The organism is Nocardia sp. CA-128927 (assembly GCF_050955855.1).
Classification (GTDB): Bacteria; Actinomycetota; Actinomycetes; order Mycobacteriales; family Mycobacteriaceae; genus Nocardia.
Genome location: NZ_CP192087.1, coordinates 3,827,800 through 3,854,169, shown reverse-complemented (window position 1 = coordinate 3,854,169; position 26,370 = coordinate 3,827,800). Strand labels below are relative to the sequence as shown.

26 protein-coding genes and 2 pseudogenes are annotated in these 26,370 nt (G+C 66.1%); 8 read left to right on the top strand and 20 right to left on the bottom strand.

Features of this window, described 5'->3' with window-relative positions; genetic code table 11:
- Nucleotides 1-118: 118 nt before the first annotated feature.
- Together ACQPW1_RS18220 and ACQPW1_RS18215 are read right to left on the bottom strand one after the other, a co-directional pair.
- Nucleotides 119-553, bottom strand: coding sequence for a nitroreductase/quinone reductase family protein (locus tag ACQPW1_RS18220; protein WP_433663870.1), 435 nt, complete (start codon nucleotides 551-553; stop codon nucleotides 119-121).
- Nucleotides 554-656: 103 nt separating this feature from the next.
- Nucleotides 657-1,304, bottom strand: a complete 648-nt coding sequence (locus ACQPW1_RS18215) for a TetR/AcrR family transcriptional regulator (RefSeq protein WP_433663869.1) — start codon at nucleotides 1,302-1,304, stop codon at nucleotides 657-659.
- 134 nt (nucleotides 1,305-1,438) lie between these two features.
- Here ACQPW1_RS18215 and ACQPW1_RS18210 point away from each other — a divergent pair, with 134 nt between their 5' ends.
- Nucleotides 1,439-2,320 carry an alpha/beta fold hydrolase gene (locus tag ACQPW1_RS18210; protein ID WP_433663868.1) on the top strand — a complete coding sequence of 294 codons (882 nt, stop codon included), beginning with the start codon at nucleotides 1,439-1,441 and terminating at the stop codon, nucleotides 2,318-2,320.
- Between the two features lie 36 nt (nucleotides 2,321-2,356).
- Here ACQPW1_RS18210 and ACQPW1_RS18205 read toward each other — a convergent pair whose 3' ends face one another.
- Both ACQPW1_RS18205 and ACQPW1_RS18200 read right to left on the bottom strand, forming a co-directional pair.
- Entirely contained in the window at nucleotides 2,357-4,108 is a 1,752-nt protein-coding gene (locus ACQPW1_RS18205) for an ABC transporter ATP-binding protein (RefSeq protein ID WP_433663867.1), read from the bottom strand.
- Nucleotides 4,105-5,694 carry an ABC transporter ATP-binding protein gene (locus ACQPW1_RS18200; protein ID WP_433663866.1) on the bottom strand — a complete coding sequence of 530 codons (1,590 nt, stop codon included), beginning with the start codon at nucleotides 5,692-5,694 and terminating at the stop codon, nucleotides 4,105-4,107. The genes ACQPW1_RS18205 and ACQPW1_RS18200 overlap by 4 nt, the downstream gene beginning before the upstream one ends.
- 404 nt (nucleotides 5,695-6,098) lie before the next feature.
- Here ACQPW1_RS18200 and ACQPW1_RS18195 point away from each other — a divergent pair, with 404 nt between their 5' ends.
- Nucleotides 6,099-6,647: a DUF1062 domain-containing protein gene (locus tag ACQPW1_RS18195; protein WP_433663865.1), complete on the top strand. Its 549-nt coding sequence runs from the start codon at nucleotides 6,099-6,101 to the stop codon at nucleotides 6,645-6,647.
- 239 nt (nucleotides 6,648-6,886) lie between these two features.
- Here ACQPW1_RS18195 and ACQPW1_RS18190 read toward each other — a convergent pair whose 3' ends face one another.
- Nucleotides 6,887-7,390 (bottom strand): DinB family protein, encoded by a 504-nt coding sequence (locus ACQPW1_RS18190; RefSeq protein WP_433663864.1) that lies wholly within the window; start codon nucleotides 7,388-7,390, stop codon nucleotides 6,887-6,889.
- A gap of 334 nt (nucleotides 7,391-7,724) precedes the next feature.
- On the opposite strand from ACQPW1_RS18190, the gene ACQPW1_RS18185 reads away from it, so the two are divergent.
- Nucleotides 7,725-8,159 (top strand): DUF4189 domain-containing protein, encoded by a 435-nt coding sequence (locus ACQPW1_RS18185; protein WP_433663863.1) that lies wholly within the window; start codon nucleotides 7,725-7,727, stop codon nucleotides 8,157-8,159.
- Between the two features lie 88 nt (nucleotides 8,160-8,247).
- Here the strand turns inward: ACQPW1_RS18185 and ACQPW1_RS18180 are convergent, their stop codons facing one another.
- The 3 genes from ACQPW1_RS18180 to ACQPW1_RS18170 all read right to left on the bottom strand — a co-directional run bounded on the left by ACQPW1_RS18180 (nucleotide 8,248) and on the right by ACQPW1_RS18170 (nucleotide 10,785).
- Nucleotides 8,248-9,321, bottom strand: a complete 1,074-nt coding sequence (locus ACQPW1_RS18180) for a fatty acid desaturase family protein (RefSeq protein ID WP_433663862.1) — start codon at nucleotides 9,319-9,321, stop codon at nucleotides 8,248-8,250.
- Nucleotides 9,322-9,583: 262 nt separating this feature from the next.
- On the bottom strand, nucleotides 9,584-10,321 hold the full coding sequence (locus ACQPW1_RS18175; protein ID WP_433663861.1) for a VOC family protein: 738 nt from the start codon (nucleotides 10,319-10,321) through the stop codon (nucleotides 9,584-9,586).
- Nucleotides 10,322-10,365: 44 nt separating this feature from the next.
- A complete protein-coding gene (locus ACQPW1_RS18170; RefSeq protein ID WP_433663860.1) occupies nucleotides 10,366-10,785 on the bottom strand; it encodes a DUF2000 family protein in 420 nt (139 codons plus the stop codon).
- Between the two features lie 50 nt (nucleotides 10,786-10,835).
- Here ACQPW1_RS18170 and ACQPW1_RS18165 point away from each other — a divergent pair, with 50 nt between their 5' ends.
- Nucleotides 10,836-11,642 carry an AraC family transcriptional regulator gene (locus ACQPW1_RS18165; RefSeq protein WP_433663859.1) on the top strand — a complete coding sequence of 269 codons (807 nt, stop codon included), beginning with the start codon at nucleotides 10,836-10,838 and terminating at the stop codon, nucleotides 11,640-11,642.
- 48 nt (nucleotides 11,643-11,690) lie between these two features.
- Nucleotides 11,691-12,077, top strand: coding sequence for a VOC family protein (locus ACQPW1_RS18160; protein WP_433663858.1), 387 nt, complete (start codon nucleotides 11,691-11,693; stop codon nucleotides 12,075-12,077).
- A gap of 33 nt (nucleotides 12,078-12,110) precedes the next feature.
- Here the strand turns inward: ACQPW1_RS18160 and ACQPW1_RS18155 are convergent, their stop codons facing one another.
- From ACQPW1_RS18155 to ACQPW1_RS18140, 4 genes are all read right to left on the bottom strand, one after another.
- Nucleotides 12,111-13,208, bottom strand: a complete 1,098-nt coding sequence (locus ACQPW1_RS18155; RefSeq protein ID WP_433663857.1) for a DUF4037 domain-containing protein — start codon at nucleotides 13,206-13,208, stop codon at nucleotides 12,111-12,113.
- Nucleotides 13,209-13,598: 390 nt separating this feature from the next.
- Nucleotides 13,599-14,039, bottom strand: a complete 441-nt coding sequence (locus ACQPW1_RS18150) for a YdeI/OmpD-associated family protein (protein WP_433663856.1) — start codon at nucleotides 14,037-14,039, stop codon at nucleotides 13,599-13,601.
- A 37-nt stretch (nucleotides 14,040-14,076) separates the two neighbouring features.
- Complete coding sequence (locus ACQPW1_RS18145; RefSeq protein WP_433663855.1) at nucleotides 14,077-14,535, bottom strand: iron chaperone; 459 nt, start codon at nucleotides 14,533-14,535, stop codon at nucleotides 14,077-14,079.
- Between the two features lie 47 nt (nucleotides 14,536-14,582).
- Nucleotides 14,583-14,939, bottom strand: a complete 357-nt coding sequence (locus ACQPW1_RS18140) for a VOC family protein (protein ID WP_433663854.1) — start codon at nucleotides 14,937-14,939, stop codon at nucleotides 14,583-14,585.
- A gap of 137 nt (nucleotides 14,940-15,076) precedes the next feature.
- Here ACQPW1_RS18140 and ACQPW1_RS18135 point away from each other — a divergent pair.
- A pseudogene (locus tag ACQPW1_RS18135) lies at nucleotides 15,077-15,271 on the top strand (response regulator transcription factor); the annotation flags it as partial.
- Nucleotides 15,272-15,595: 324 nt separating this feature from the next.
- Here ACQPW1_RS18135 and ACQPW1_RS18130 read toward each other — a convergent pair.
- Nucleotides 15,596-17,392, bottom strand: coding sequence for a transposase (locus ACQPW1_RS18130; protein WP_433665277.1), 1,797 nt, complete (start codon nucleotides 17,390-17,392; stop codon nucleotides 15,596-15,598).
- A 125-nt stretch (nucleotides 17,393-17,517) separates the two neighbouring features.
- Here ACQPW1_RS18130 and ACQPW1_RS18125 point away from each other — a divergent pair, with 125 nt between their 5' ends.
- Nucleotides 17,518-19,875, top strand: a complete 2,358-nt coding sequence (locus tag ACQPW1_RS18125; RefSeq protein ID WP_433663853.1) for an ATP-binding protein — start codon at nucleotides 17,518-17,520, stop codon at nucleotides 19,873-19,875.
- 9 nt (nucleotides 19,876-19,884) lie between these two features.
- Here ACQPW1_RS18125 and ACQPW1_RS18120 read toward each other — a convergent pair whose 3' ends face one another.
- From ACQPW1_RS18120 to ACQPW1_RS18105, 4 genes are all read right to left on the bottom strand, one after another.
- Entirely contained in the window at nucleotides 19,885-20,514 is a 630-nt protein-coding gene (locus ACQPW1_RS18120) for a glyoxalase (protein ID WP_433663852.1), read from the bottom strand.
- Nucleotides 20,515-20,655: 141 nt separating this feature from the next.
- Nucleotides 20,656-21,450, bottom strand: a complete 795-nt coding sequence (locus ACQPW1_RS18115) for an alpha/beta fold hydrolase (protein ID WP_433663851.1) — start codon at nucleotides 21,448-21,450, stop codon at nucleotides 20,656-20,658.
- A 227-nt stretch (nucleotides 21,451-21,677) separates the two neighbouring features.
- Nucleotides 21,678-22,145 carry an RDD family protein gene (locus ACQPW1_RS18110; RefSeq protein ID WP_433663850.1) on the bottom strand — a complete coding sequence of 156 codons (468 nt, stop codon included), beginning with the start codon at nucleotides 22,143-22,145 and terminating at the stop codon, nucleotides 21,678-21,680.
- Between the two features lie 64 nt (nucleotides 22,146-22,209).
- On the bottom strand, nucleotides 22,210-23,046 hold the full coding sequence (locus ACQPW1_RS18105) for a hypothetical protein (RefSeq protein WP_433663849.1): 837 nt from the start codon (nucleotides 23,044-23,046) through the stop codon (nucleotides 22,210-22,212).
- A 222-nt stretch (nucleotides 23,047-23,268) separates the two neighbouring features.
- On the opposite strand from ACQPW1_RS18105, the pseudogene ACQPW1_RS18100 reads away from it, so the two are divergent.
- Nucleotides 23,269-23,634: pseudogene (locus tag ACQPW1_RS18100) on the top strand (PPOX class F420-dependent oxidoreductase); the annotation flags it as partial.
- 217 nt (nucleotides 23,635-23,851) lie between these two features.
- On the opposite strand, the gene ACQPW1_RS18095 reads toward ACQPW1_RS18100, so the two are convergent.
- Genes ACQPW1_RS18095 through ACQPW1_RS18085 form a run of 3 tightly spaced genes read right to left on the bottom strand, consistent with a single transcriptional unit; the run spans nucleotide 23,852 to nucleotide 26,330 of the window.
- Nucleotides 23,852-24,604, bottom strand: a complete 753-nt coding sequence (locus ACQPW1_RS18095; RefSeq protein WP_433663848.1) for a type 1 glutamine amidotransferase domain-containing protein — start codon at nucleotides 24,602-24,604, stop codon at nucleotides 23,852-23,854.
- 29 nt (nucleotides 24,605-24,633) lie between these two features.
- A complete protein-coding gene (locus tag ACQPW1_RS18090) occupies nucleotides 24,634-25,179 on the bottom strand; it encodes a hypothetical protein (RefSeq protein WP_433663847.1) in 546 nt (181 codons plus the stop codon).
- On the bottom strand, nucleotides 25,176-26,330 hold the full coding sequence (locus ACQPW1_RS18085; protein WP_433663846.1) for a hypothetical protein: 1,155 nt from the start codon (nucleotides 26,328-26,330) through the stop codon (nucleotides 25,176-25,178). Before ACQPW1_RS18085 ends, ACQPW1_RS18090 begins: the two co-directional genes overlap by 4 nt.
- Nucleotides 26,331-26,370 lie beyond the last annotated feature (40 nt).

The following is a 26,370-nucleotide window of genomic DNA, read 5'->3' as shown; positions in this document are numbered from 1 at the left end:
TACTCGACACTGCCCGATGACAGCCTGGACCCACATGACGCTGTCTGCCCGCGCACGGTCATGCCGTAGCGCGGGCGTCAGACGGTTGAGGTCAAGCCGGTCGCGTCGGCGGCGAGATTCAGATCTTCGTCAACGCAACGACGGGGATCGTCCGCTCCACCGCGCGCCACTGCTCAGCAAGCGCGGGATAGGTTTCCTCCAGCATCGTCCACACTGCGGCTCGATCCGCACCCGACAGCGGCGTTGCTATCGCCGCCCAGCTGTCGTCGTCGACTTCGACGGTAACCTTCGGCTCCGCAACGACATTGAGATACCAGTGCGGATCCGTCGGCGCGCCGAGATTGCCTCCGATGGTCAGGAGCCGATCATCGTCACGATGGAACATCAGCGGAGTCGTGTGTGCCTGCCCGGATTTACGACCCACGGTGGTGAGCAGCAGAAGTGTGTTGCGGTCCATCCCGTCGATCGGGCCGCCCGCACGAAACTGCTCGATGACAGCGCGGTTCATCTGCGCGATATCCATGATGTTCTCCCCTTTTTGCCGATCGGACACGGCCCACACCGCCCTGTCGCATGCACACTACCCAACCAAAGGCGTCAGTCAGCATGAGCGAGATGCGCTGCGGCTCAGGACATCCACAGATGCGGATGAACGATCAAATCGTGAGTGGGTTCGGGATCCCTTGCGCTGCTTGGACGCTCGTCGTCGTCCCGAGTACGCGATCGAGGAGATGGTCGACGAGCCCGACTGCGGCCTCTGCGGTGCTGTATCCCTGGAGCATGCCTTGGGCGAGTCCACCGATCGCCATGCCGATGAGCTGGGCGTCGAGTTCCGGGTTGTTCGGTGCCACGACGTCGGGGCGCTGAACTCGCCGGAGTTGATCGGCGACGAGCGCGACCAAAGCTCTTGGCGCGGCGAAGGTTTCCTCTGCGGTGATGCCTTGGCCGGCGATCGCTGCCCAGCCGAAGGCACCGAGCACAAGGGTTTCCTCGCGGCGTTGGTCGTCGAGCGGCAGCAGTTCGGTCAATACCGCGCGGATGGCTTCGCGGGGTGCGGCGTCCGGGCCGAGCGCGGTCCACCGTTGCATGAACCGCGCGCCAGCGTCCTCCATGACCGATCGATGGGTCGCCAGGAGAAAGTCCTTCTTCGTACCGAAGTAGTACTGCACGAGCCGAACCGAGATCTCGGCCTCGGCGGCGACCGTTTGAAAGGTCACGGCTTCCAGACCACCGCTGACGATGACTCGCCTTACGGCATCGGTGATCTGACGTCGCCGCACCTCATGGTCGACCAAACGTGGCACTAGACCTGCCGCCTTCCTCTCTCGTCGAAGAACCTCCGGTCTAGATGGTACGCACGTATCGCATCCGTGATACGTGCATACCGCATTACGTGATACGGTCATATCGTAAAGACCAAGTAAAGGGGAGGCTGCACATGCCGAAGATCGGGAGATTCACCAACGACGAAGCGAAGGCCACTTTCCTGCGCGTCTACGACACCGCGGCAGCGCAATGGCCGGTGCCGTCGGAAGACATCGATGTCGAAACTTCTTTCGGCACAACGCGAGTGCGCAAATCCGGGGCCGGGGCGGGCGCGCCGATCGTGCTGTTGCCGGGCATTGGGGGCAATGGCATGGTGTGGTACCGGTTCATTCGAGACCTGGCACGCGACCATGTGGTGTACACGCCGGACGTCATCGGCTGGGCCGGGCGCTGCGAGCAGACCGCGCCGTTGCGCGATGCGACGGACATCGCGAAGTGGATGGTCGAGGTGCTCGACGGCCTCGGCGAGGACCGGGTACACCTCGCCGGAAATTCCTACGGCGCCTGGCTGGCCGGAGTAGTCGCGGTGTACCACTCCGAACGCCTGGCGAGTTTGACCATGTTCGAGCCGAGCGGGGCCACGTTCGCCAAGCCGAGTTGGGGGTTGCTGTTCAAATTCCTAGTGATGGGCATGCGGCAGACCCCTGAGCGCATGCGAAAGTTCGGCAAGTGGCTGACGCCCGGATTCGAGCCGACCACCGAGGAGTTCGCAATGATGATGGCGCTCTTGAAGTTCCGCTCGGGAGTGCCGTGGGACCGTCCGTTCACCGACGAACAACTGGCCGGTATCACCGCGCCGTCTCTGATGCTGTTCGGCGCCGAGACAGTCGTCAACGATCCCGAGTTCGGAGCGGCTCGCGCACGCAAGCACATCCCGTCGGTCGAGGTCGAGATCTACCCCGGCGTCGGACACGACCTACTGTGGGCCAACCCAGACCAGGTGATCCCCCGCTTCTTGACCTTCACCGACAGCCACGATCAGGTCCAAGCCTGAATCTCTAGGCCGATGAGCGGGTGAGGCGGCCGAGCACTATCCGGCCTTCTCACCGTGCCATGAGTGCCATAGCGAGGCGTAGGCGCCCCCGCGCGCGATCAGGTCGTTGTGTGTGCCCAGTTCGATGATCCGGCCGGCTTCCAGCACGGCGACCCGATCCGCGTCGTGTGCCGTCTGTAGTCGGTGGGCGATCGCGATGACCGTGCGCCCTTCGAGCACAACGGCAAGTGCTCGCTCGGTGTTTCGCGCCGACGTCGGGTCCATTTGAGCGGTGGCTTCGTCGAGAACGACGGTGTGCGGGTCGGCGAGAACCACGCGTGCCAGTGAAAGCTGTTGCGCCTGTGCGGCATCGATGCGGTAATCGTTGCCGCACAGGTGGGTGTCGAGTCCGTCTGTCAGTTCGTCGACCCAATCGGCACCGATGGCGGCGAGTGCGGTGTGTACCTCAGCGTCGGTGGCGTCCGGCCTGGCGATGAGCAGATTTCCGCGGATGGTGTCGTGGAATACATGCTGTTCCTGGGTGACCAGAGCTACCTGGTGGCGTAACCGGTCCGGGTGCAGGCCCGAGATCGGTACGCCGCCAAGGTGTATCGCGCCGGTCCGCGGTGTGTCGATCCCCGCGAGGAGCCTGGCTAGGGTGGACTTGCCCGCACCAGATGTGCCGACCACGGCGAGGCGCTCCCCCGGTCTGATGTCGAGCTCGACTCCGTGCAGCACATCATGGCCACGCTCGTAGGCGTAGCTCACATCGACGAGGTGGATCCGATTGTCCGTCGGCTCCGCTGAAATGACTGGGCGCGCAATGGGTGTGGACGAGAGACCTTCCAACCTCGCATAGGACGCGATTGCGCTCTGCACCCCGTCGATCCACAGCATGACCGTGTCCAGCGGCCCGATCAGTTGTCGCAAGTACATGGCTGCCGCCACGACGGTGCCGAGGCTGACGGCGTCGCGGTTGTGCAGCACACCGCCGATCAGCAGCACGGCTACCAGCGGTAGGACATACGAAACATCCAGAGCCGGAAACAGTCCTGTGCGCAATCGCAGCGTCGCCAATCGGGTGCGACGGGCGGTGGAGATCGCGGAATCGGTTGCTGCACGATGTATTTCGGCTAGACCGAGAGCCTCGATCGTCCGAGCTCCGGCCACGCTGGTCGCCATGATCTCGGCAAGCTGGGAACCGCTGGCCGCTACAGCGAGATACGCGACGCGGGAGCGGCGTAGATACCACCGCACGGCGACGGTAGCGACGAGCAGACAGCTCAGACTCGACAGCCCGAGGACAGGGTTGAGAATCAACACTGCGCCAATGATGAAGGCGGCCTGGATGATCGCGACGAAAACGTCCGGCGCCGCGGTCCGCAGTGCCGTGGCGATGGTGGGCGCGTCGGTGGTGCCCCGCGCGATCAGATCACCGCCGGAGGTTCGTTCGACCACTGCAGCGGGCAACGCGAGGACACGATCGAGGAAACGTTCTCGAATACGAGCCGCGGTGCGCTCGCCGAAACGGTAGCCGACGTATCGGGCCCATCGGGTGAGCGCGATTTGCGCAACCGTACAGACGAAGATGACCAGGGCCAGCCGGTCGACGGTGCTGACCGCCCGCGTCGGTGACTCACCGACAGCGTCCACGATCTTGCCGAGCAACCAGGGACCGGCAAGTCCAGCGCCAACCGCGAGCGCGTTGAGCACCAAGACAGCAGTGAATGCCCGTTTGTCCGTGCGGATCTCGTGCCCTGCGGCGTGCCGGATCTGTGCGGCGCTCGCGACTGGGAGCAGAGTCGTCATCGGTGTGCCTCCTCTTCCGCTCCGCCACGCGTTACCAGGGCGCGGTAGGCGGGCTCGGTCGCCAGTAGCTCTTGGTGTGTGCCTTTTGCGGCAGCGACGCCGTCGACCAGATAGACCACGGTGTCCGCGTGAGCCAACATGAGCGGGGACGTCGTGGTCACCGCGGTAGTGCGCCCGCGTCGCGCGGCAAGCAACCGGTTCGCAATCGTGGCCTCGGTGTGGGCATCCACAGCCGACGTCGGTTCGACTGCGAGCAACACTTCGGGATCGGCGTAGACGGCGCGAGCCAGCCGCAGCCGTTGGCGTTGCCCGCCGGACAGGTTGTTGCCTCGGGGATCGATCGTCGAGGCCAGACCATCGTGCAGGGCGTCGAAGACGTCCGAGGCCAGCGCGATGTGCAGTGCCCGGTGTAGGCGATCGTCCTCGGCCTCGTGACGGCCACGGACGACATCGCGGACGCTGCCGGTGAACAGGTAGGAGTCGTTGTCCGCAACCAGGATTCGCTGCCGGAGCTGGTGGGTGGAGATGACGTCCAGGCCGATGCCATCCCATGTGACGTCCGATTTGGTGAACCCGCCGAGCCGATCGATGATCGCCGCACTCTCCGCCGGACGGTTGCTCACGATCGCGGTCGATCGACCGGGCAGCACTTCAACACCGGAGACGGGATCTCGCAGAATCGACGGCGCCGCAGGAGCGTTCACGCGGTCGGCGGGCCGCTCCGGTGAGAACGACAGCAACTGGGTCACTCGCCTGGCTGCGACCCGAGCTCGGGCGAGATCACCCGCACCCTCTATGAGGGACTCCACCGGGACGACCAGCATCGCGGTGTACCCGTACACCGCGACCAGACCGCCGACACTGATCGCCCCCTCGGCTACCATCCGGGCACCCAGCCAGGTGACGACCGCGAGGAACGCCGCGGGCAGCCCCTTGGACAGTGCGTCGACCCAGCTCGCGGCGGCTCCGACGCGGTATCCCTGTGCCACGAGATCATGCGAATCACGTTGATAGCGAGCGGCATACACAGGTTTGCCGCCGAGGGCGTTCAGTACCGGGAGCCCATTCAGCACATCCACCAGCCGAGTGGTCAATGCGCCCTGCCGCTCACGATAACCGGCACCGGTCCGCTCGATCCGATGCAGTAACGGCCCAATGGTCAACGCCAGCAACGGCACACCCGCCAGCACCACCACCGCGAGCAGCGGTGAGATGGAAAACAGCACCACAGCGACAACCAGGTAGGCGACCACGGCACCGAATCCGGGACCGGTAATGGTCAGCGACTGAGCGATCACCTGAACGTCGCTGTTGCCGATCGCCACGACCTCACCCGCGGTCGTTCGACGAGAAAGACCGGCGCCCAGGCGGACACAATGCTCAACGGTCGCCGATATCGTCTGAAAAGCCGCCTCCATCCGTATCTTCGTCATAGTTCGATGACGTGCGATGCCTAGCGCCGCGTTGACGACCCCGATACCGAACAACGCCGCCACCCAACCGGCTAGAGACTCGAAGTCCTTGGTGGCCAAGCCATCATCGATCGCGCGAGACAACAAATAGGGCGGCACCGCGAGGGTCACCATCCATACACTCCCCAATGTCGCCCCGAGCGCGACCCGACGCCGTTGACGGACCACTAACCACAACAGGAATCGACCCGGACTGGACCGCTCACGTGCAGCGGGGGTATCGGACAACAAGGACATTCGCCCACGATAGTGAAACCCCTCACGGTGAACCCACGTTCCTGAGTGGGCACCCTCCCAGATCAACGTCCATGATCTGCGGGAACCTGGCGGTGCGGCGTTCGAAAACCAATGGCGCGGCGCTGTGTGCGCCGTTACCGTGCTGCCGAACCGAGTCGCCTAGTCGAGGACATGCCGTTGTACATCCAGTGAGACCTCTCGAGCACTGATTTGTTGCGCGTCGCATATGTGCGTCGTGCTCCCTTTTGCTGCGGACTTCTCACTGAACAGGTGTACTTTCTATGCTCAAAAACTGGGTGGTCGTGCCGACCTGCCTGCCGCTCGTTCGCCGTCGTTGCCACGCGTGCGCATCCGAGCGCTTCCGGGCGAGCGGTAAGTTTCGTGTCAACGCAAACCACAAGCTCATCGACGCATGGCTTCTCGCGCGCTGTATAGCTTGTGGGGAAACGGTAAAGCTCGCTGTGCTGGAGCGGATGAATGTGCGCTCCATACCACCTGAACTGCTGAACCGGCTGCATACCAACGACTCCGGGCTGACAGCTGAGCTGCTTCAGGATCCGGTGGTGCAGCACCGTAATCGCGTCGCCCTCGACTGGGACAACGCTTGGCGTCTCGACACCGGCGGCTCGGATCAGCTGGCGGACGAGGCGATCGACGTCTCGGTCCGCTTTGCAGCGCGGATACCGGTCCGGCCGGTACGACTGATCCGTGACGGTTTCGGGTTCTCGCGAGCCGAGGTCGAGAGGCTGATCGTCGAGGGAAGTCTCGTTTCGGCAATCCGGTTGAGCGGCACGCTCTCCGGCGACTTCACCTTCACGCTCAAGCGCTGAGCCCGCCGCGGCCACGGTCCTGTCCGGCAAGATCTGCCGGACAGGCCCTGCGGCTGCCACCCCCGGTTCACCAGCCGGGCTCACCGAGCAGGCCGATCGTGGCGTAACCGGGTGCCACCGACTCCGATCCATCTGCTGCGGATGGCGAACGCAGAGCGTAAGGCGCAGCGGGACAACGGGACTCACTAGCCGAGACCTGATCCGAAGCCGGTTTCACTCACCCACGAGTACGCCGAAGTCTACGAGTTCGACTGTCGCAGTATGGGTTTGTCGATCTGTTCGCGGAGGATGTCACCGTGACCCGCGTGCCTTGCGAACTCTTGGATCATGAGCAGCAGGGTCCATCGCATGCTGACGGTTCCTTCGCGGGGATTGTCCTTGGTGTCGTCGAGGTCGAAGCGGGACGCGATCTCCCGTGATCGTTGGCTGGCGCGCTCGTACTCGGCGATGACGTCTGCCAGCGACTCGTCGTCGGTGACGGCGAAGGTCCCCAGGTCGCGGCGCGAGTATCCGTCGCATTCGGATTCGTCTAGTCCTGCCCAGAACCGTTGGAACCAAATGCGTTCCGCGGCGGCGGCATGCTTGAGCAATGAGATCGGTGTCGTCAGCGACGCGACGAGTTGTCGGCGGGCGTCGGCCTCGGACAGGCCGCGTGCGGTCTCGATGAGTGCTTCGCGGTTGCGGTCGAGCATGTCCTCGATGATCGCTCGTTCGTCGCCAGTGGCAATTGCGTTGGTAATCATGGGCTTTCACTCCATTCTGTTGTGTTGTTGATGCTCGTTCGACAGGCATGAGGACAGGATCGATCTCCGGGGAGGGACGAAACGTCCGATGTCGGGAAACGACGGGGAAGAAGGGGGTATTCGATTCGCTCGTCGCACGGATGGCGCACAGAGCGTGGCGGGACGATGTCGACACCGCGGCACAGGCCTGTCAGGAGGCGCTACTGCCTGGGGTCACTGTATAGCAACCGACGGGAGATGTGATCCCCCACGGCGAATTGGGCGAATCAGACAGCGATCCGCCATGATTCGTGGGTCAATCTCCGCCACACGTGTTCACAAAGGAAAGTGCTTGATGAAGTTCATGAGTAAGGCTGTCGTCGCGATCGCGGCGGTGGGTCTTGCGACCGGGTCGGTGATCGGCGCCGGTGCGGCGAACGCGGCCAGCCTGCACGGCGCGATCGCGTTCAGTGCCGAGGACTGGACCTACGGGACCAGTAACAATGCGGTGAGCCGCGAGCAAGCCATCGATGAGGCGCTCGCGGCGTGCGGCGTGAGCGGCGTCTCCGACTGCATCGTCTTGGTGGACTGGGCGGACGGCTGCGGCGCGCTCGTCTACACCCGTCGCGCGGTTGCCACCGGCGCGGGTATCAACCGTGATGCCGCGTTGTTCGGCGCGTACACCAGCCTGGCCCGGATCTACCCGCCGGCGATGCTGGCCAATGTCGGTTCCGCGGACAAGTCGGGGGCAGAGGTCAGAGAGGTGCTCTGCACCGCCAGCGCGCGCTGACCGTAGACCGCCGAGAAGACCCGGAACCTGTTGGGGGCCGGGTCTTCTCAGCGTTTCGGACATCCGCCGAACCGATGTCCGCAGTTGTTCAGCTAGCGCGTTGTGGCACTTCGGGTTCGGGTGTGCGCAAGGGCGCGCCGACGTGGTGCAGGTGGATCAGCGCCTCGCGGTACGAGGAGATCAGCCCGGTTTCGTGGTAGGCCACGTCGATTTCGGCGCAGTAGTCGCGGACGATCAACCGGGCGTGCCGCAGGTTCGGCGTCGGCATGCTCGGGAACAAGTGGTGCTCGATCTGATAGTTGAGCCCGCCGAGCGCGATATCGGTCAACGCGCCACCCCGTACGTTGCGCGAGGTCAGTACCTGGCGACGGAGGTAATCGGGGCGCTCGTCGCCGGTCAAGGTCGGCATGCCCTTGTGATTCGGGGCGAAGATGCAGCCCATGTACAGCCCGAACAGGCCCTGGTGGACAGCGATGAACACGAAGGCTTTGTCGGCGGGCAGCACCGCGAACAGTGCGCCGAGGTAGAGGGCGAAGTGGCCGAACAGCAGTGCGCCCTCCCAGCCGCGGTGTTTGACCGATCGATTTCGGAGCGCACGCACGCCGGCCACATGCAGGTTCAGGCCCTCCAGCAACAGCAGGGGGAAGAACAGGAACGCCTGCGCCCGCCCGATGAGACGAGCCAGACCGCGGCTGGACCGGGCCTGCTTTTGCGACCAGACCAGGATGTCGGGCGCGACATCGGGGTCGAGTTCCTCGTGGTTCGGGTTGGCGTGATGCCGGGTGTGCTTGTCCTGCCACCAGCCGTAGCCCAGGCCGATGCCCGCGTTGCCGACGATTCGTCCGACGAGCTCCGTCGGCCGCCGCAGCCGGAAGACCTGGCGGTGCGCCACATCGTGCATGACGAGTGCGACTTGCGCGAACGTCACGGCCATGAACCCCGCGACCAGCAACGTCCACCACGAATCGCCGATCAGGACGAACGCCGCCCAGCCTGCTGCGAACGCGAGGCCGACGAGGCTGAGCCGGACTGCGTAGTAGACCGGACGCCGGTTCATCAGCCCCGCGTCGGAGATCCGGCGCAACAGACGGGCGTAATCACCGTCAGCGCCGCGCCGCGGTGACCGCGCGGGTGACTCGGAGGCCAAGGCAGGTGTCGTCATAAGTCTTCCTGAGAGCTGAGGCGGCGACGCCACCTCCGTCCGTCGACGATGCCAAGCCGGTCGATGTTCGAACCGGGGCGCCGAATTCGATACCCCCGAAACTAGCTGCCGGATTCTCGTTCCGTGTAACCCTTTGGTATGACGCGGAATCGGACCCGGGTGTGATATTGGACGGTCACCGCAGACGCTCCCTCGTGCCGGATCCGAGTGTGGCTGCCTACCCTAGATCGGTTGGCCGCCAACGCATTCTCCGGGCCGTCGGTCAACGCCCCGGGCCGAGGACGCAGAACTCGTTGCCCTCCGGGTCCGCCAGCAGTGTCCACGGTACGTCACCCTGGCCGAGGTCCCGGTCGGTGGCGCCCAGCTCCCGCAGTCTGGCGACTTCCGCCGCTTGATCGTCACCGGCGTACGGCAGGACGTCGAGATGGACACGGGTCCATACGGTTTCGGCGGGTGTACGGAGGAACTCCAGATAGGGGCCGACACCCGCGGCCGAACGCAACCTCGCGTGATCGTCGGTCACCTCGTGCAGGATCCAGTCCGTCGCCTCGCCCCAGAACCGCGCCATGGCTCGCGGATCCACACAGTCGACGACCACCGCGGCGATAGGGCCGGTGTCCCGGTAGATCTCCCGCGGCTCCAGCACACAGAACATGTTGCCCTCCGGGTCGGCCAAGACCGTCCACGGAACATCGCCCTGCCCGATGTCGGCGCGCGTCGCACCGAGATCCTCTAGGCGCGCGACCAACTCCGCTTGATGGGTAGCGGAGGTGGTGGCGAGATCGACGTGCACCCGGTACTTCACGGTTTCGGGGTCCGGGACGGTGACGACATCGACGCAGACAGCGGCCGGGTCCGGCCAGGAGAAGCCAACGGGCTCAACGTTTGTCACCCCGGGCCCCTCGCTGGAAACACCCCAGCCCAGCGCCTCCGCCCAGAACCGGCCGAGCGCGGAGTCATCCCGCGCCTTGATGTTGATCTGCACAAGCCGTGTCGCCATGTCGGCGATCCTATGCACATTGTCCTGCAACGACATACCCATATTCACGGGTGCATTCGTGCACCTTTGAAGATCTTGTCCACGACGTTGCGCGGGCCGTACACGGCGATGCCGACGAGGTCCAGGGAGTCGGCGCCGACCGCGCGCACCGTGGCCCGGTTGTCTCGGTCGTTTCCGGTGGTGAACATGTCTGAGATGAATATCGACGTCCGCAGCTCCCGGGCCAGTGCCTTGCTGTGCGCGCCGCGCAGCAGTTCCTTGCTGCCCTCGAAGACGAGCACCGGCTGGCGGAACATCGGCAGGTAGATCGCCGCGTCGGCGTCCTCGTACGGTTCCCCGATCACCTCCGGTTGGGTGGTGCCGAGGCCGCTGACCAGGAACGCCGTCACATTCAGCCGCTGCCAGGTCGGCAGGTCGTCGCGCAGCAGTACCGCGATCTTGGTGTCGAATCGCACGTTTTCCATGCCGATGACTCTCCCGCGATCCGGGCCGCCGAGGCTTGTACGATCCTGGCATGGTTGCCGGTGCGGTTGAGCAGGTCAGGGCCTGGCAGCCGCGGGTGCCGGGGATTGTCGAGGTCTTTCATGCCCGTTTCATCGGGCACGTCTACCCGATGCACGCCCACAACTACTGGACGCTGCTGATCGTCGACGAGGGGGCGGTCCGCTACGACCTCGACCGGCACGAACACGGGGCCCTCGGGTCCGTGGTCTCGCTGCTTCCGCCGCATGTTCCGCACAACGGTCAGGCCGCGACCGCGCACGGGTTCCGCAAGCGGGTGCTGTATCTCGACGATGCTCACCTCCCCGAGGCGTTGATCGGTTCCGCGGTCGATACCCCGACCTTCACCGACCCGCTGCTGCACCGCCGCGTCCGCCAGCTACACGCGACACTCACCCACCGCGGCGAGGAGCTGGAGGCCGCCAGTCGCCTCGCGCTCATCCACGACCGGCTCCGCGACCTGTTGCGCGGCACTGATCCGACGGTTCGGCGCGCCGATCCCGGGTTGGCTCACCGTCTGCGAGATCTGCTCGATTCCCTTGCGGCCGAAGGCATTTCTCTCACCGAGGCGGCGGTCGTGTTGCACGCCGACCCCACTCATCTCATTCGCGCGTTCAGCCGCGAGTTCGGGATGCCACCGCACCAGTACCTGATCTCCCGCCGGATCGACCTGGCCCGCCCGCTGCTGCTGGGCGGCATGCCCGCGCGAGATGTGGCCGCCGCCACCGGTTTTCATGACCAACCGCACCTGATCCGACACTTCAAACGCATACTGGGCACGACGCCCGGACAGTACGCGCGCAGCGCTGCAGCCGGATGAACCTGCCGCACGAAATCCGCTGCGCCACTTGACTCAGGAGGCCCCGAGATGGCCAGTAAGTTCACCGAACTCGCGATCGATTGCGCCGATCCCAACGGTCTCGCTCAGTTCTGGTGCTCGGTCCTCGGCTACGAGGTGCTGGACCAAGACGACGAAACTGTCTCGATCGGTTCCCCTTTGGTGCCTGAAGGCAAGGACCACCCCGGCCCGGTGCCACCGACGTTGACCTTCGCGCTTGTCCCCGAGGGCAAAACCGTCAAGAACAGGCTGCACATCGACGTCAACCCGACCGACAGAGACCAAGACGAAGAGGTCCGTCGCCTACTCGACCTCGGTGCCCGATACGCCGATGTCGGACAAGGGGATACGAGTTGGGTCGTACTCGCCGACCCAGAGGGAAACGAGTTCTGCGTCCTCGCAAGCCGCCGCCCTTGATCGAGCTTGGCTGATGAGACACCGTGGTGAACCTCAGGTGCGGTGGCGGGGATCGAGGGCGGCGTGGGCGACGGCGCGCGTGCGGTCGCGGTGTTCGAGAATGTTGGTGCTGTCCGCGTATTGGTCGATGGTTCCGATCGGTGGCGTGGCGCGCAGGTGCGGGTCGGTGATGGAGTGCAGCAGTGCGGTTGCGAAGCGTTCGGCATGAAGAACCTGAAACGGCCGATGGTGATACGGCCGCGTGCTGGGGTCGATCGGTTCGGTGAGTCCCAGTTGGTTGTGCTGAGCCGCAACGATCTCGTACGCGCGGGCAAGGTGTTGCTCGTGCTGACGCCAGTCGGTCGCAGCCAGAGCCGCGCGCAGTATCGGGTTCAGCGCCGTGGCTGCCGGTAGCTGCGCGAAGGCACTGCCCAGCCATTTGCTGTACGGCGGATAGCGGCGTCCCATCAACAGGCACAAGCGCATCAGATCCCGGACCTGCCGGGCCGCGACGACCGCCGAGCCGAGCTCGTCGCCGACTTCGCCGCATCGCCCGACGAAGGCTTCTTCCTGGCTGATGCGCTCCCACTGACACGCCAGCACGTAGCGCCACACCTGGGACGGGTACCAAGCCAGGCGGGATCGTGCCGGTTCCAGTTCGGCGAGTCCGTCATGGAACACCGCGCCCGCCGTCACCTCCGCCAGTGCCTGGGTAGGGGTAGCGAGCCAGTCGACCGTAGTGACCGGAACGCGCGGATCAAAGCCGAGGTGTGTAGCGAACCACGTTCCGAGAGCGGCTATTTCAACTCGGTGAAACACCGGTCCGTCGGTGACCTGCATGTGCCGGATCCGTCCCTCGCCGGCGAAGTGGGTCGGGTAGCCGAGGAAAGTCTTGGGTAGGTGATCGGCGAGCATGGCGCTGATGTCGTGCGAGATTGTCTCGATGTCCTGCTGTCGCAAGAAGATCTGCAAACGAGGTCCCCACTCGTGGTCTGCCGAGCGCTCCGTGTCGAACCCTAGGACCTCCGAGCCTTTCCCGATGCGGGCCGCGGTATGCGGCAAGGGGCCGAAGTATCGATTGATCAGCGGTAAAACAGCTTCCCGGTAGAACCGAGCCGAGAGCTCCACACCGTGGACGAATCCGCTATCCATCCGAGCATTATCCGAACGGCACCCCTCCCCCGCCATCGGTTATCCGGGTCGCCGACGCGGCTACTTCAATGGGGGTGACGTGATCGTGGTGGGAGACGGCTGGGTGGGCGGGGGCGACTGCACGCTTGCGGGTACTTGCATGAGCTTGTAGGGCGGATCGTTGACAGGTGGGCTGCCGGCGCCCAAGAGGGACGTGAAGACGACGAGTTCCCACACCACTACGTACACCGCGGCTGCAGCGAGGAACACCTTCCAGCACAAGCGAATCCAACGGAACTTCGGCGCTACGGTCTCGGCGGCCATCGCCCACCTCCAGCATCATGACGTTCGCTGCTCGTATATCGCCGTGTGCCGGTCTTTATTACCGAGTCGGCGCGCAGTACAGACCGGTCATGATTCGCCGCGCAGGGTGGCGATGGCCTTCTCGATGCGCCGTTGGCGCGTGTCGGGCTTCTTCGCGCTCTCGATGGCGTGCACGTGCTCGCGCTTGCGGCTGTGGGCGAGGTTGTCGTAGGCGGCGCGGGCGATGGGGTTGTCGTCCAGGGCCTGGGCGAAGTCCGGGGGCGCGACGACGACGCGCGGCTGGGTGTCGAGCTCCAGCTCGACCTCGACCTCGTCGCCGATCGCGACGCCCGCGGCCTGCCGGTTGGCGTTGCTGAGGCCGAGCAGGTAGCGGCCGCGCATGAGGGCGACCCGGCTCTTCCAGGAATGCCCGTTGACCGTGATGGTCACCGGCGGCCGCGCACCCTCGCCGAGCGCGGCCACCACCTCGGGCGGAACTTCCAGGCCCCGCATGGGCTCGGGTGGCTCGACGTGGGTACGGAACTTCATGATCGTTCTCCTGTTGGTAGCAGCTACTCGGAGGGATTCAGCTTGCCGCTTTTGCGACCAGCGCGCCGATCATCTGTTCGTCGGCGGGAGTGAGGCCGGTGATGGCGAAGGAGGTGGGCCAGACCGTACCCGCGTCGAGGGTGGCCTTGTCTTCGAAACCGAGGGTGGCGTAGCGAGATTTGAACTTCTCGGCGCTCTTGAAGAAGCAGACGATCTTGCCGTCCTTGGCGTAGGCGGGCATGCCGTACCAGAGCTTGGGGGTCAGCTGCGGGGCGTGTTCGGTGACGATGGCGTGGATGCGTTCGGCCAGAGCACGATCGGCGTCGCCCATTTCGGCGAACTTGGCGAGGACATCTGCGGTGCCGTCGGCCTTGGTGGCGCGGGCGCCGCGGCGGGCGGCGGTCCCGAGTTCCTGGGCGTGGTCCTTCATGGCGGCAAGTTCCTCGGCGGAGAAGCCGACGGTGGGCTTGTTCTTGGGGGCGGTACGAGTGGTCATTGCTGTTTCCTCCGTGGGTTTTGCGGGTTGGTTTCGGTGGGAAGCTTTCAGCGATCTTGGAGCAGACCGAGGACATTCCCGTCGGGGTCGATGACCTCGGCGACTCGGCGGCCCTGGCCGACATCGCGCAGGCCCTGCTGCACCGTTGCGCCAGCGGCGGTCAGGTCGGCCAGCGTGGTCTCGATATCGGACACTTCCCAGTAGATGACCGGGGTGGTGATGGCCTGCGGGCCACCGTCCGGCACCAGGCCGATGTGGTGACCGTCGATGTCGAAGCCGACGTAGTAGGTGCCTTCGACGGCCGGCGACACACCGAGCAGGGCGGTGTACACGGCGGTTGCCGCGGCCAGGTCGGAGACGGGGTGCAGCACGGTCTTGATGCCCTTGGCTGCGGTGGCGGTCATCTGTACTCCTGTAAGTCCGGTGTTTGTGCTGGTCGGTATGGGAATGACGTTAGGTCCGGCGAGGCGGCGCGACATCCGTGGTGACCACGGAACGTGCCACTGAGAGGCGCACGTAGGTGCTCCCGCGCGCGGGTGAAATGGCCGTAAGTGAGAATGTGGGCGTGTCGAAGTCGAAGCTTGCCGCTGGGATCTCGGATCGTGAGGCCGAGGTGCTCGCCCTGGTGGGGCAACATCGCAGCAATGCCGAAATCGCTGCGCAGCTGTTCATTTCCGTGCGCACCGTGGAGACCCATGTGTCCGCACTGCTGCGCAAGGTCGGGGTTGCGGACCGGCGAGCGCTGGCCGGCCGGGCGAGCGAGTTCGAACAGGCAGCGGACAGCAACACGGCGGCCGCCGTGTTGCCCACGCCGCTGACCTCGTTCGTCGGCCGCGAGCGAGAACGCTCCACGTTGCGCGAGGCGGTGCGGACGCATCGGCAGGTGACCGCGCTGGGGCCCGGCGGAGTCGGCAAGACGCGGCTGGCCTTGGCGGTCACCGCAGACCTTGCCAGCGAATTCACCGGCGGCGCATGCGGGCTGTTGCGAAATGGGTGCTGGTGTTGCGGGCCGCGTAGTGGCCGGCAACACGGGGTTGGTAGATCCTCCCGGTCCTGCTTGTCAGCAGGGCGCCAGGGTGAGGTGGCGGGTTCCGATGGCTTTGAACAGGTTGTGAACGAGGGCGTGGAAGCTGAATTCTGCTGCGGCCCGGCTGGTTCCGCGGCTGGTGAAGCGTCGGAAGCCGAGGTTGTGTTTGGCGTGGCCGAAGGGGGTTTCGGCGATGTGGCTGCGTTGTTTGTAGAGGGCGGCGCCTTCTGGTGTGCGCAGCCGGTGATCCATTTGCTCGATCACCGGCGCGTCGGTGGGCGGGGGGCCGGTGGTGGGCCGGGTGCGGGCGGCGGTGGCCAGGTCACGGCGTTTGCCGATGGCGATGAGCCGGGCGGGCCCGGCGGCGGTGAGGTTATCGGTGCTCAGGTAGCCGGCGTCGGCGAGCAGCATTCCGATCGGGGCGGGTGAGGTTTCACCAGTGGTGTCGGGACCGGCCGGGGCTGTTACCGCGGCCGTGTAGTCGTTGAGAAGTGTTGCGATAGCAGGGTTTTCGTGTGTGTCTACGGGATGGTGGGCGGTGATGAGGTCGGCGGCGGTAGCGGCCTTGCCCATCATCTCGGCGAAGGCGGGACAGTCGCTGGGATTGTTGGCGACCCCGGTAGCGATGATCAGTCCGTCGCCGCAGGTGACGGCCTGACAGTTGAATCCCTGCAACCATCCCCCGCCGCGCAGCGGCATCGGGCGAGACTCGGGGTCGGTGATATTGCGCTGGGCGTCTTTATCGTTGCCGGCCCGCTCGGCGGCCTTGCGGGCCGCCCCAGCCCGGGTCACCGCCTCGGCCTGCGCGGTTACCGCCTGCGCGGCGACCGCACGATCCAATGCCCGGCGCACGCGTTTGACCGCGTACTCCTCATCCACCGGGGCGGGCCGGCGCCCGCGCCCGCCCGCCGCCAGCCAGCGCTCGATCTTGGCTTGCTGCGCGGCGCGGGCCTGTTCCCAGTTGCGGGTCAGCACCTGCACCCGGATCTCGGCCGGGGGCAACCCGACCCGGGGCCCCCGCTCGTCACGACGGCGCTGATAGTCAGCGACCATCGCATCACGAGCGACCTGCCTGGCCTGCTCACGCTCGCGCCGACGGGCCCCGGCCCCCTCACGCGCCTCGGCGCGAGCGGCGTTTTCAGCCTCCAACTCCGCCAACGCCGCAGCGATCCGCGCCGCCCGAGCCGAGGGCTCGACCAACTCCGTGGACATGCCCCCACCACGCTCATCGGGCCCGAACTGCTCGTCCTCGGCGGCATCGGTGGCCGCATGCTCGGCCGCCGCCGCCCGCGCGGCCGCCCGCGCCGCATCAGCGACGGCTTGCTCGCCAGCAGCCGCCCGCAACCCCTCCTCGGTGCGGTTCGCGCTCAACGACGCGTTCGAGGCGATCTTCACCGAATCCATCGCCACCACCCCCAACCGGCCCATACCCAGACGCGCGCACAACACCAGGACCTGGGTGAACAACTCCTCCACCACATCAGCCAGCTCGCCACGGAACCGGGCAATGGTCACATGATCAGGCACATCCCCGGCACAGATCACCCGGAAGGTGACATCACGCGAGCACAACCACTCGATCTTGCGCGAGGACCGCTGGCCTTGGGCCCACGCCCAAATCAACAACGTCAGCAACATATCCGGGTCATACCCCGCACGCCCCACACCACCAGTGCGGCGTTTGGCATGCAACCGCGAAGTGTCCAACCCCGCCACCGCCTCGATCACCAGCCACACCGGATCGGAATCACTCAACCACTCACGCATATCCGGCGGCATCAAAAACTGCTGATCACGATCCACCCAGCGATAACCCTTGGCCACCAACACATCATCGATCACCAACCCTCGACACACCCAACAACCCACAAATCCTGTTGTCCGGCCGCTACGCGGCCGGACAACACCCACCCACCATTTCGCAACAGCCCGCATGGTTTGTGGACCTGGTGCCGGTGACCGATCCGGCGATGGCCGGGGCCGCGGTGGCGCGGGCGCTGGGGCTCGGCGAGCAGCAGGGGCGCAGTCTCGACGACTCGGTGTCGGCCACGCTGGGTGAGCGTCGGGTGCTGCTGGTGCTCGACAACTGTGAGCATCTGCGCGACGGGGTGGCACCGTTCATCGAACACCTGCTCGCGCAGTGTGCGAACGTGACCGTGCTGGCCACCAGCCGGGCGCGGCTCATGGTGCCGTTCGAGCAGGTGTTCACGGTGCCGCCACTGTCGCTCGGCGATGACGCCGAAGACGCGGTGTCGTTGTTTGTGGATCGGGCCGCAGCGCTGGGCTGGCCCGTGGACGCCGAGCAGCTGGACCAGGTGCACGAGATCTGCGGACGGCTCGACGGGCTGGCGTTGGCCATCGAACTCGCGGCCGCTCGGCTGCCCACCCTCGGACTCGACGGACTCGGCGCGAGCCTCGCGGATCCGTTGCGGCTCCTGGTAGGTGGCCGCCGCGCCGACGAACGGCATCAGTCCATGCGGGCCATGCTGGATTGGAGCCAGGCGCTGCTGACCGCCGAGGACCGGTGCGTGCTGCGGCGGGTCTCGGTGTTCGTGGCGCCGTTCACCGCCGCCGACGCGATGACAGTGGCCGGATCATCGGAACTGGATCCGATCGCGGTCGCCGACGGGCTGGCTCGGCTCACCGAACAAAGCCTGCTCACCGTGGTGCACTCCGCGCGCGGCACCCGGTACCGGGCATTGGAGACCATCCGCCAATACGAACGCGAAGTACTCGCCACCGCGGGCGAACTCGACGAAGTCCTTGCGCGCCACCTGAATTGGTGTGCGGCGACCGCCAACGAGCTGGTCGCCGATCCCGCGCCGACTACCCGCGAATGGCGCTCCGCGTTCGATGCCGCCGCCGACGACATGCGCGCGGCACTGACTTGGGCGGCGAGGCTTCCCGAGCATCGGGTCGACGCGCACGCGCTGGCGATTTCCCTGGCGCAGTTGGCTTTTGCCCGAAATCTGATCAGTGAATCTCAGCGACGCTACGAACAGGCGGCGGCGCTGACCGATGACCCGGTCACGTCCGCCGCGGCGTTGCGGCGTGCCGCCGAGGTAGCAGGATGCCGGATGCGCGGCGAGGACATGTACCGCCTCTACCGCGCTGCCGCCGAAACCATCGGCAGCGCAGGCGATTCCGCGGCGTCAGCCCGGGATCTCGCGACCGCCGCGATCACCGTCTACCGCATGTCCGACACCTTCGCACAGCCGGTCGCGGCGGGCGAGGCCGCGGCGCTGCTGGCCGAGGCGCATGAACTCGCCGGTGCGGACCCGGCCGCAGTTGCCGCCGTGGCTCTCGCCGAATGCGGGGTACTCGCCGATCTCACCGGCGCCGAGGCCGAATCGAAAACCGAAGCGCCCGAGGCAATTACATCCACGCCCGGCACTGCGGCGATCTCACTCGCGCAACGGGCGGTGGAGCTGGCCGATCGCACCTGCGACCCGCTCGCCCGCAGCGCGGCACTCGACGCCCTCGCGGCGGCCCAGTTGTGGGCCGGGGATGTCTTCGCCGCCGCCGAGACCACCCGTCGGCGAGTCGCTTTGCTGACCGCCCTGCCGGTAACGCCCGCCAGCGCCCTCGAACGCGTCAACGCGTTGTCCGAGTCGGCTGATATCGGTATCGCCGTCGGCGACCTTCGGGATTCCCGCCGCTGGGCCGAACAGCTGCGTGACCTGCCGTTGCTGGCCGAGCGTGGTGATTTCGCCACCGCCGCACTGCTGGTCGTGCACGCCCTGCTCGGCGATCTCGATGAAGTACTCACCGGCAGTGGACGATTCGTCGATTCCTGGGAGCTCTCCGGCCGTCCCCGCGTCCCCAGTCTCGCTCCGGCGGCCGGGGCGGTCGCGATGGCGCACGGTCTGCGCGGTGACGATGCCGCACGCGCCGAGTGGCTGGCCATCGCGGATGCCCTCGGCGGCACGTCCGACCTGCAGGTCGCCTACCGCGCTGTCTTCGATGCCATCGTGCTGCTCGATCGTGGGCAACCCGAACGGGCGCTGGCCGAATTGGCCACCGAGCCGGACGCATTGGACGAGCGCACCGTCTGGATTTGGCGACACTGGTATGTCGCCCTGCGCGCCGAAGCCGCGGTCCTGGCCGACCATCCGGATGCCCGCGGCTTCGTCGCCGCGGCTCGGACCACGGTGTCCGGCAACCCGATAGCCGGTTCGATCGTCGAGCGGGCCGCAGCCCTGCTCGATGATGATCGTGGCCGACTGCACGCCCTCGCGGCGGAATTCGAACGCGCCGACTGCACCTATCAGTACGCCCGGAGTCTGACCCTGGCCGCAGACGACAGGGCTTGATCGACCAGCTCAGGCAGTTGTGTCCCACACGTAACCGTCCGGGTCGGTGAACGAACCGATGCCGCTGTCCATGACGAGGCGGTGTGATCCGCTGCCCTCCAGGGCGACCCCCGCCTCCTTGGCTGCCGCCTTGCGCGGGTACAACGCCAGGGTGACCGGAGAGCCCGGCTTCGCGAACTCGGCGTACTTGCCGCCGAAACTCTTCGACGTCGTCAAACCACGATCGACGTAGAACTGCTTGCTGGCCTTCACATCCGTCACGCCCATCAGCAACACCACGTCGTCGATCTCGCGGGTGAACGGGCCCACATCCTTCTTGTTCGAAGTGGCGATCTTCCAGATCGTCCCCTCCGGCGCCTCTATCACCGCGCTGTACCCCCACAGGCTCTTCTTCGCGGGCTTGAGGACGGTGAACCCGGCGTCGACCGCGGTGCCGACGAGGCTGTCGACGGTGGAGGGCTGCGACACCACCAGCGACAAGATGAATCCGCGGAAACCGGTCGTCGGCGTCTGCGAGGCCCGGAACCCGAGCCGGTCGCCCAGTCCGAACGCGGCGTCGTAGATCGCGGCGGCGGCCTGGGGATCGGCCACCTCGAGGTTGATGTTGATGTCGGTGCTGATGGTTGCGTTGATTTCCATGCTCATAACGCTAAACACGGGCCGCCCCGGTCACATCCGTGCCGACCACGGAACACACCACTGAGCTGAGACCGTGGGAGTACGGATACCCGCCACTCTCGCGATGAGGCGCTGCGCGCGGACTGCTGTCCCGGCTTCTCGTCAATCCTTCTGCGACAGGAAGGTTTCGACCATCGGCAACAGCAGATCGGAGCGCCGCAGCACGCCCATGTGGGTGGCGCCGGGCAGGACGGCCAACTGCGCGCCGGGGATGAGGTCGCTCATGGCGGCCGCATGGTCGAGGCGGACGAAGTCGTTGTCGCCGATGATCAGCAGCGTGGGCGCGGCGATCGACCCGATCTCGGCTTCCGACCATTGGTCGACGTCATCCGGTGTCGGCGAGGCTTTCGCGACCAGCTCGAAGAACTGCTCCGGGTTCGGGGCGACCCGGGCATATGCGTCTTGCCACTGCTGGAAGTCTTCCTGCGTCGGCATCCGATCGGCGGAATCGCCGGGCTGCGGATTACGGATTTCCGGGTGGTACCCGCCGGACCGGTAGTGCGTCGCCGCGGCCACCAGTCGGCCGACCCGCTCCGGATGGCGCATCGCGACCCGCAACGCCGTCAGCCCGCCGAGGCTGAACCCGAACAGGTCCGCCCGCTCGATGCCGAGCTCGTCGAGCAGGACAGGGATATCGTCGGCGAGGTTGTCCAGGGTGAGCGCACGCTCGGTGTCGGCGGTGTGCCCGTGGCCCTGCAACTCGACCGCGATCACCTGGTGGCCGGCCGCCAACGCAGGCAGCATCGCGCCGAACGCCAGGTCGATGGTCATGAGACCGCCGTGCAGAACCACCAATGGGCTACCGGTGCCGTGGATTTCGTAGTACATCCGCAGGCCGTTCACATTCGCGTATCCAGCGGTGGCAGGCAACGTGTTCCCATCGCGTGCGCCAGTCATCAATCTCAACTCCCTGTTCCGGTCGACTTCTCGACGATTCGATCATGCCCTGTCGCGCGGCTGCGACAGGGCGCTTACGACCTTGATGTGTCAGCGGCAGCCGATCAATGGTTTCGCTGCCACTTCAGGAAGTGGTGAGGCCGACGTGATCGTCTAGGAAGTCGAAGAACCGCTGAGCGGCCAGCGCGAGGCCGCGCGGGCCCCGGCCAACGCAAAAGCGGCCTGGGTCAACGCCGCTCGTCGCGGCTGCGCACGGTGCGCAGGCCGCACGCCTGCCCGACGCTCGCACCCTCCAACAGCAACTGGAACACGATCACCACGTAGCCGAACAGCCACCTGCCCAACGTCTGCCATACGCGCGGGCGGCGGCCGTCCTTCCAGCGCAGCACCCGCACGCCGAACAGCAGCTTGGCGAGACTGCCACGGAATATCAACGTGCCGAACACGTGGTTGACGAACGACACCGCGAGCAGGCAGGGCACGAAGACCGGCGCGAACTCGGCGATTCCGGCGCTTGCGTGAAACACCCGCACCGCCAACGCGAGAGCGAGGACAAACGCCAGCAGTCCATCCGTCATCGCCGCCAGGGCAAGCCGGTTCTCCCCCGCCTCTTGCGGCACCCACCCATGCGTCGGGTGCGGTTGGCGACCGAGACCCGGAGTGGCTGTAGCGGGATCGACGTACGGTGCGTTCACGGACCACATTGTGCACAGTGCGGTCGCGTGTGCCCAGCAGTGAAAACTGGGGACCCGCCGAAGGCTAGTCGGCGGAAGCCATTTGGACGACGATCCCACCGAAATGCGCCTCCTGCATGGCCGCGGGGAGTCCGTCGATGAAACACACACCGGTCCTGGTGACCTCGACGCATTCTTCCTTCTGGGAGGGGTCCGAATGCTCGAGTGTGTCGGTGTAGTAGGCGATCATTCCGCCACTTAAATCGGTGTTGAAACCGCGGACCCGGCGCCCGGCGCGGTCAGTGGTTCGGCTCAGGCAGTGATCACAGACCCCAAGGGGGTAGCGTGCCTGGTAGATCGCCGGGCGCTCGCAGCGTGGGCAGGTGTGGGTGTATCGACGCCCAGGATCCGGGTCTCGCAACAGGAAGTCATTGCGGGCGAGGATATTACGCCCGGAGTCTCCCTCGTTGCGGCTGCGCCACAGGACGATGAGAACGAACTCGGCGTAGTCGGCTGTCTCGGCATCGAGCGGTGTGCGCCGGGGCATCTCGTCGACGCGCGTGCGGCCGGCATCGAAAGCCTCGACCGCCACCCGGTGCGCCACCGAGAGTTCGCTGTCGGGGATGTGTCTGTTGGATTGCTCGGCTCGGGCCAGGTGCACGGCGATCACCGTGTCGATGGTGTGTTTGCCCGCCGACAGTAGCCCGCTGCCGTGGGCGGTCGTGGTCACCAGGACATAGCCGTCCAGGTCGCCACGGTCGGTTCCGATCGTCTGCAAGAAGGCGAAACCTGCTCCGTAACGGGCATTCTCGAGCCCCTGGTGGGCGTAGGGGACGAGAGTGTCGGGATTCTGCGCCAGATCGCGCGCGATTCGCAGCGCTTCATCGTAGGTCGGCGGAGAGCTCGGATCTGGCCGGTTCATGAGCGCTAGCCTATCGAGCCGGACATTCGGAATCCGCTCGGCCGGAATGGGCATGTGCGACTTGCGGATCCGAGCGCGAGCCCGCGGCAGCGATCCGAAATCTAGCAACGCTAGACAAGCTAGCCGGGCGGTGTTACCGTTGCTCCAGTTCCTAGCGATGCTAGAAACTGGGACTTAGGAGCAACTGACATGACCTTCACCACCAACTAACAGCAGTTCCTCGCGGAGGCCGGGATCGGCCGGCTGGCCACAGTGTCGCCCGACGGCGTCGTGCAGAACAACCCGACCAGCTACCGGGTGAACGCCGACGGCACGATCGACATCGGCGGCATGCGGATGCGTGGCAGTCGAAAGTACCGCAATGTGGAGGCGGGCAGCCGGGTGTCGTTCGTCATCGACCAACAGGTTTCCGTGGAGCCCTACGTGATTCGCGGCATCGAGGTGCGCGGCACGGCCGAGGCGCTCGATGACGAGGAGCCGCCGTTCCCACCCCAGGAACGCGCGGTCATCCGCATTCGCCCCGAACGGTTCATCTCCTGGGGCATCGACGGCGGATCCTTCGACTTCACCAGTCGCGGCGCCGAGTAGTCAGGCATCGTGGGCGCAACCGTGAGTTGCATGGCGCGAGCGCGGCGCAGGCGTTGCTGGCAGCCGGCCAACTCGAACTACACCGCATCCCCGTACTACTGGGCGGCGGACGACGCCTGTTCGAGCCGACCGGACTCGGCCACGTAGAACTGGAACTCGTCCGCAGACGGCATCACCGCGCGTTGAGAAGCCTTGGTGACCAACGACGTCGACGTCGCTACTTCGTCGAAGACAGCACTAGGTCTCGGTATTCGGCGGAGAGGCGGTGGCAGTCGCCGGGCCATCTGGCCGAGATGTAGTTGCGGTCGCGGACGGTGAAGCCGCGGTTCAGGTGGGTTGCGGAATCGCGTTGGGGTAGTAAGGGGCCGCGCTCGAATTGGCGCGGATGGCGTAGGGCGGCAGTGACTTCCGCTTGCACGGTTTGTGGGTAGGTTCGGTAGTAGTTGCCGAGGCGCATTCGGGTCAGGTTCCAGGCCGAGAGTTCCAAAGTGGCTGTGACGGCGGTGGTTCGGCGGTCGTACAGTACCGAGCGCCCGGTCTCCGGATCCTTGGCGCGGGCGGCGAGTAGGACTCCGTGGCAGACGGCGGCGACCGGCTTCTCGGCTAGGAGCGCGCGGCCGAAAACATCTTGGGCGGTGGTTGATTCGAGCATCGACTTCATGCCGGGGGCGTGGCCGCCGGGCACGACGACGCCGGAGACTTCCGCGTCGATCACGTCGGAATAGGCCAGGGGTGACTGGAAGTCGGGGTCTTCGCGCATACGGTCGTAGTCGCGTAGCGCGTCCGAGCGGGTCATCAGGAGTGGGGAAAGGAACGAGAAGCCCTGTTCGACGAGACGGTCGTCGGCGAGGGCGACTCGACCTTCCGGTGTCGCGAAGCGGACGGGGATCCCGGCATCCCGCAGCGCGGCCCACGGCACCGCCGATTCGGTGGGGTCGTAGTCGTGGTCTGGCAGGAGGAACAGGATCATGTACGAAGAGTAGCCGTGAAGTTGCCCGTTTAGAGCGGCAATGGTTGGCGGGCGGGGCGGGTGCGGCGCCAGGAGACCGCGAGGAAGGCGATGAGGCCGAGCAGGGGCAGGGAGGCGATTGTCCAGCTCAGGGGCAGGGGTGGGCCCGGCTGGTCGAGCACATGGACGCCGTCCAGGGTGCCTTCGCCGTGTCCGAGCGGGCCGTCGAGGGTGAAGATGATGCTGTAGTTGCCTGGGTCGTTGATGGCGAGAATGTCCAGTCCCCAGGAGTCGCGTTTGCGTGGGTGACGCACGAGGGGTGCGCCGCGGCGCCAGTTGTCGAAGGCGGGCCCGGCCATCCGCAACGTCCCGGACTTGTCGGCGATCCCGCCGTCCGGCATGAAGGTGAAATCGAGTGACTTCATCGCGCGGATGGGCCAGGTGGAGAAGCCGACGGTCATGGCGTAGGGGCCGACCTGAACTCGCTCGGTGTGCACAACATCGACGGGGGCGTACGCGGAGGCGGGCGCGATCGCGACCAACGACAGCGTGATCGCGGCCAGCACGGTGAGGGCGAGCTTGCGCAGTGCGGTCATCGGACGGCCTCCGTCGCGGGCGCGGGCAGCATGCGGGCGAAGCGGCCGGCGAGGAAACCGGCCAGCAGGCCGAACGGTATCGCGACGAGCGTGGACAGCATGACCTGGTTGAAGCTGATCCGGGACAAGAAATGGACGAACTGCAACTGCAGCGGAAAGCTCACGCCGACAACGAGTCCGGTCACCAGCCCGGCCGCCACCACGATCTTGTTCGGATCGTAGCCGCGGCTGCGGGCCAGCCAGAACAACCCCTCCACGGCGACGGCCGCGATGATCAGGAACATCGGCATGATGGCGGGCAGTGACGGCGGCCGGGATCCGAGACCGTCGCGCAGCGGCAGTCCGATCGCCGTGGCGTAGGTCTCCGCGGCCCACGGCGAGAACCACCACAGGATCGCCTGCATGGCGCCCAGCGCGAGGGCGATGGCGATGGCGGCACCAGGACGGGCCAGCGCCGCGGCGCCGAGCACGAGCAGCAGCGGACCGAACAGCACGACGCCGAGGATGGTCGGATCAACGGGCGGTTCGAAGTTGTCCAGCACCTGGCTGAGGATCGGCGAGAAGGTGATCATGATGGGGATTGCCAGGACGATGCCGAACTGACCCCAGCGGTGGTCGCGGTGCGACGCGAAGACCATGATGCTGCCGATCATGGTGAGCGTGATGGACAGGAACAGCGCCACATGCGAGGGAGTGTTCAGCACCGCGTCGAAGCCGTAGATCGAATGCCACTGCAAATCGAGCAGGCCGTAGAGCAGGAACAGCGCGGCGCCCGCCCCGGCGACCATGTAACCGAGCGGAGCCGTGAGGTTGCTGCCGAACACCCGGATCGGAGTGCCGCCCATCGCGGGCACCGGCCGTCCGGCGCGTTGAGCGAAGGTGGCCACGAGCACCATGGCGAGGCTGGCGAATCCGGATATCGCGCTGCCGGAGTACAGGAACAGGTGCGGCAGCGTGAAGAAGGTGTCGGGGCCGACTTCGTTGTGCCACTGGATATCCCAGCTGAGGCCGATCAGGGTGATGGCGGTGCCGAGCAGCACGCCCCATGCCCCGGTGCGGGCCGCGGTGCTGTTGTCGGACGCCCCTTCGACGGTGTTCGCCGTCGGCGCGCCACCGCCTTCGATCGTGTCGGACGGTGCTGAGATGTTCATGACGAGCGGTCCCTCCTGTGTCGTGCTCCTGTGGTTCGAG

What these genes read in the sequence shown, in the direction of transcription:
- ACQPW1_RS18210 (WP_433663868.1), top strand. Translation starts at nt 1,439, where the DNA reads ATGCCGAAGATCGGGAGATTCACCAACGACGAAGCGAAGGCCACTTTC.
- ACQPW1_RS18205 (WP_433663867.1), bottom strand. Translation starts at nt 4,108, where the DNA reads ATGACGACTCTGCTCCCAGTCGCGAGCGCCGCACAGATCCGGCACGCC.
- ACQPW1_RS18200 (WP_433663866.1), bottom strand. Translation starts at nt 5,694, where the DNA reads ATGGTGACCCTCGCGGTGCCGCCCTATTTGTTGTCTCGCGCGATCGAT.
- ACQPW1_RS18195 (WP_433663865.1), top strand. Translation starts at nt 6,099, where the DNA reads ATGCTCAAAAACTGGGTGGTCGTGCCGACCTGCCTGCCGCTCGTTCGC.
- ACQPW1_RS18190 (WP_433663864.1), bottom strand. Translation starts at nt 7,390, where the DNA reads ATGATTACCAACGCAATTGCCACTGGCGACGAACGAGCGATCATCGAG.
- ACQPW1_RS18185 (WP_433663863.1), top strand. Translation starts at nt 7,725, where the DNA reads ATGAAGTTCATGAGTAAGGCTGTCGTCGCGATCGCGGCGGTGGGTCTT.
- ACQPW1_RS18180 (WP_433663862.1), bottom strand. Translation starts at nt 9,321, where the DNA reads ATGACGACACCTGCCTTGGCCTCCGAGTCACCCGCGCGGTCACCGCGG.
- ACQPW1_RS18175 (WP_433663861.1), bottom strand. Translation starts at nt 10,321, where the DNA reads ATGGCGACACGGCTTGTGCAGATCAACATCAAGGCGCGGGATGACTCC.
- ACQPW1_RS18170 (WP_433663860.1), bottom strand. Translation starts at nt 10,785, where the DNA reads ATGGAAAACGTGCGATTCGACACCAAGATCGCGGTACTGCTGCGCGAC.
- ACQPW1_RS18165 (WP_433663859.1), top strand. Translation starts at nt 10,836, where the DNA reads ATGGTTGCCGGTGCGGTTGAGCAGGTCAGGGCCTGGCAGCCGCGGGTG.
- ACQPW1_RS18160 (WP_433663858.1), top strand. Translation starts at nt 11,691, where the DNA reads ATGGCCAGTAAGTTCACCGAACTCGCGATCGATTGCGCCGATCCCAAC.
- ACQPW1_RS18155 (WP_433663857.1), bottom strand. Translation starts at nt 13,208, where the DNA reads ATGGATAGCGGATTCGTCCACGGTGTGGAGCTCTCGGCTCGGTTCTAC.
- ACQPW1_RS18150 (WP_433663856.1), bottom strand. Translation starts at nt 14,039, where the DNA reads ATGAAGTTCCGTACCCACGTCGAGCCACCCGAGCCCATGCGGGGCCTG.
- ACQPW1_RS18145 (WP_433663855.1), bottom strand. Translation starts at nt 14,535, where the DNA reads ATGACCACTCGTACCGCCCCCAAGAACAAGCCCACCGTCGGCTTCTCC.
- ACQPW1_RS18140 (WP_433663854.1), bottom strand. Translation starts at nt 14,939, where the DNA reads ATGACCGCCACCGCAGCCAAGGGCATCAAGACCGTGCTGCACCCCGTC.
- ACQPW1_RS18120 (WP_433663852.1), bottom strand. Translation starts at nt 20,514, where the DNA reads ATGGAAATCAACGCAACCATCAGCACCGACATCAACATCAACCTCGAG.
- ACQPW1_RS18115 (WP_433663851.1), bottom strand. Translation starts at nt 21,450, where the DNA reads ATGACTGGCGCACGCGATGGGAACACGTTGCCTGCCACCGCTGGATAC.
- ACQPW1_RS18105 (WP_433663849.1), bottom strand. Translation starts at nt 23,046, where the DNA reads ATGAACCGGCCAGATCCGAGCTCTCCGCCGACCTACGATGAAGCGCTG.
- ACQPW1_RS18095 (WP_433663848.1), bottom strand. Translation starts at nt 24,604, where the DNA reads ATGATCCTGTTCCTCCTGCCAGACCACGACTACGACCCCACCGAATCG.
- ACQPW1_RS18090 (WP_433663847.1), bottom strand. Translation starts at nt 25,179, where the DNA reads ATGACCGCACTGCGCAAGCTCGCCCTCACCGTGCTGGCCGCGATCACG.
- ACQPW1_RS18085 (WP_433663846.1), bottom strand. Translation starts at nt 26,330, where the DNA reads ATGAACATCTCAGCACCGTCCGACACGATCGAAGGCGGTGGCGCGCCG.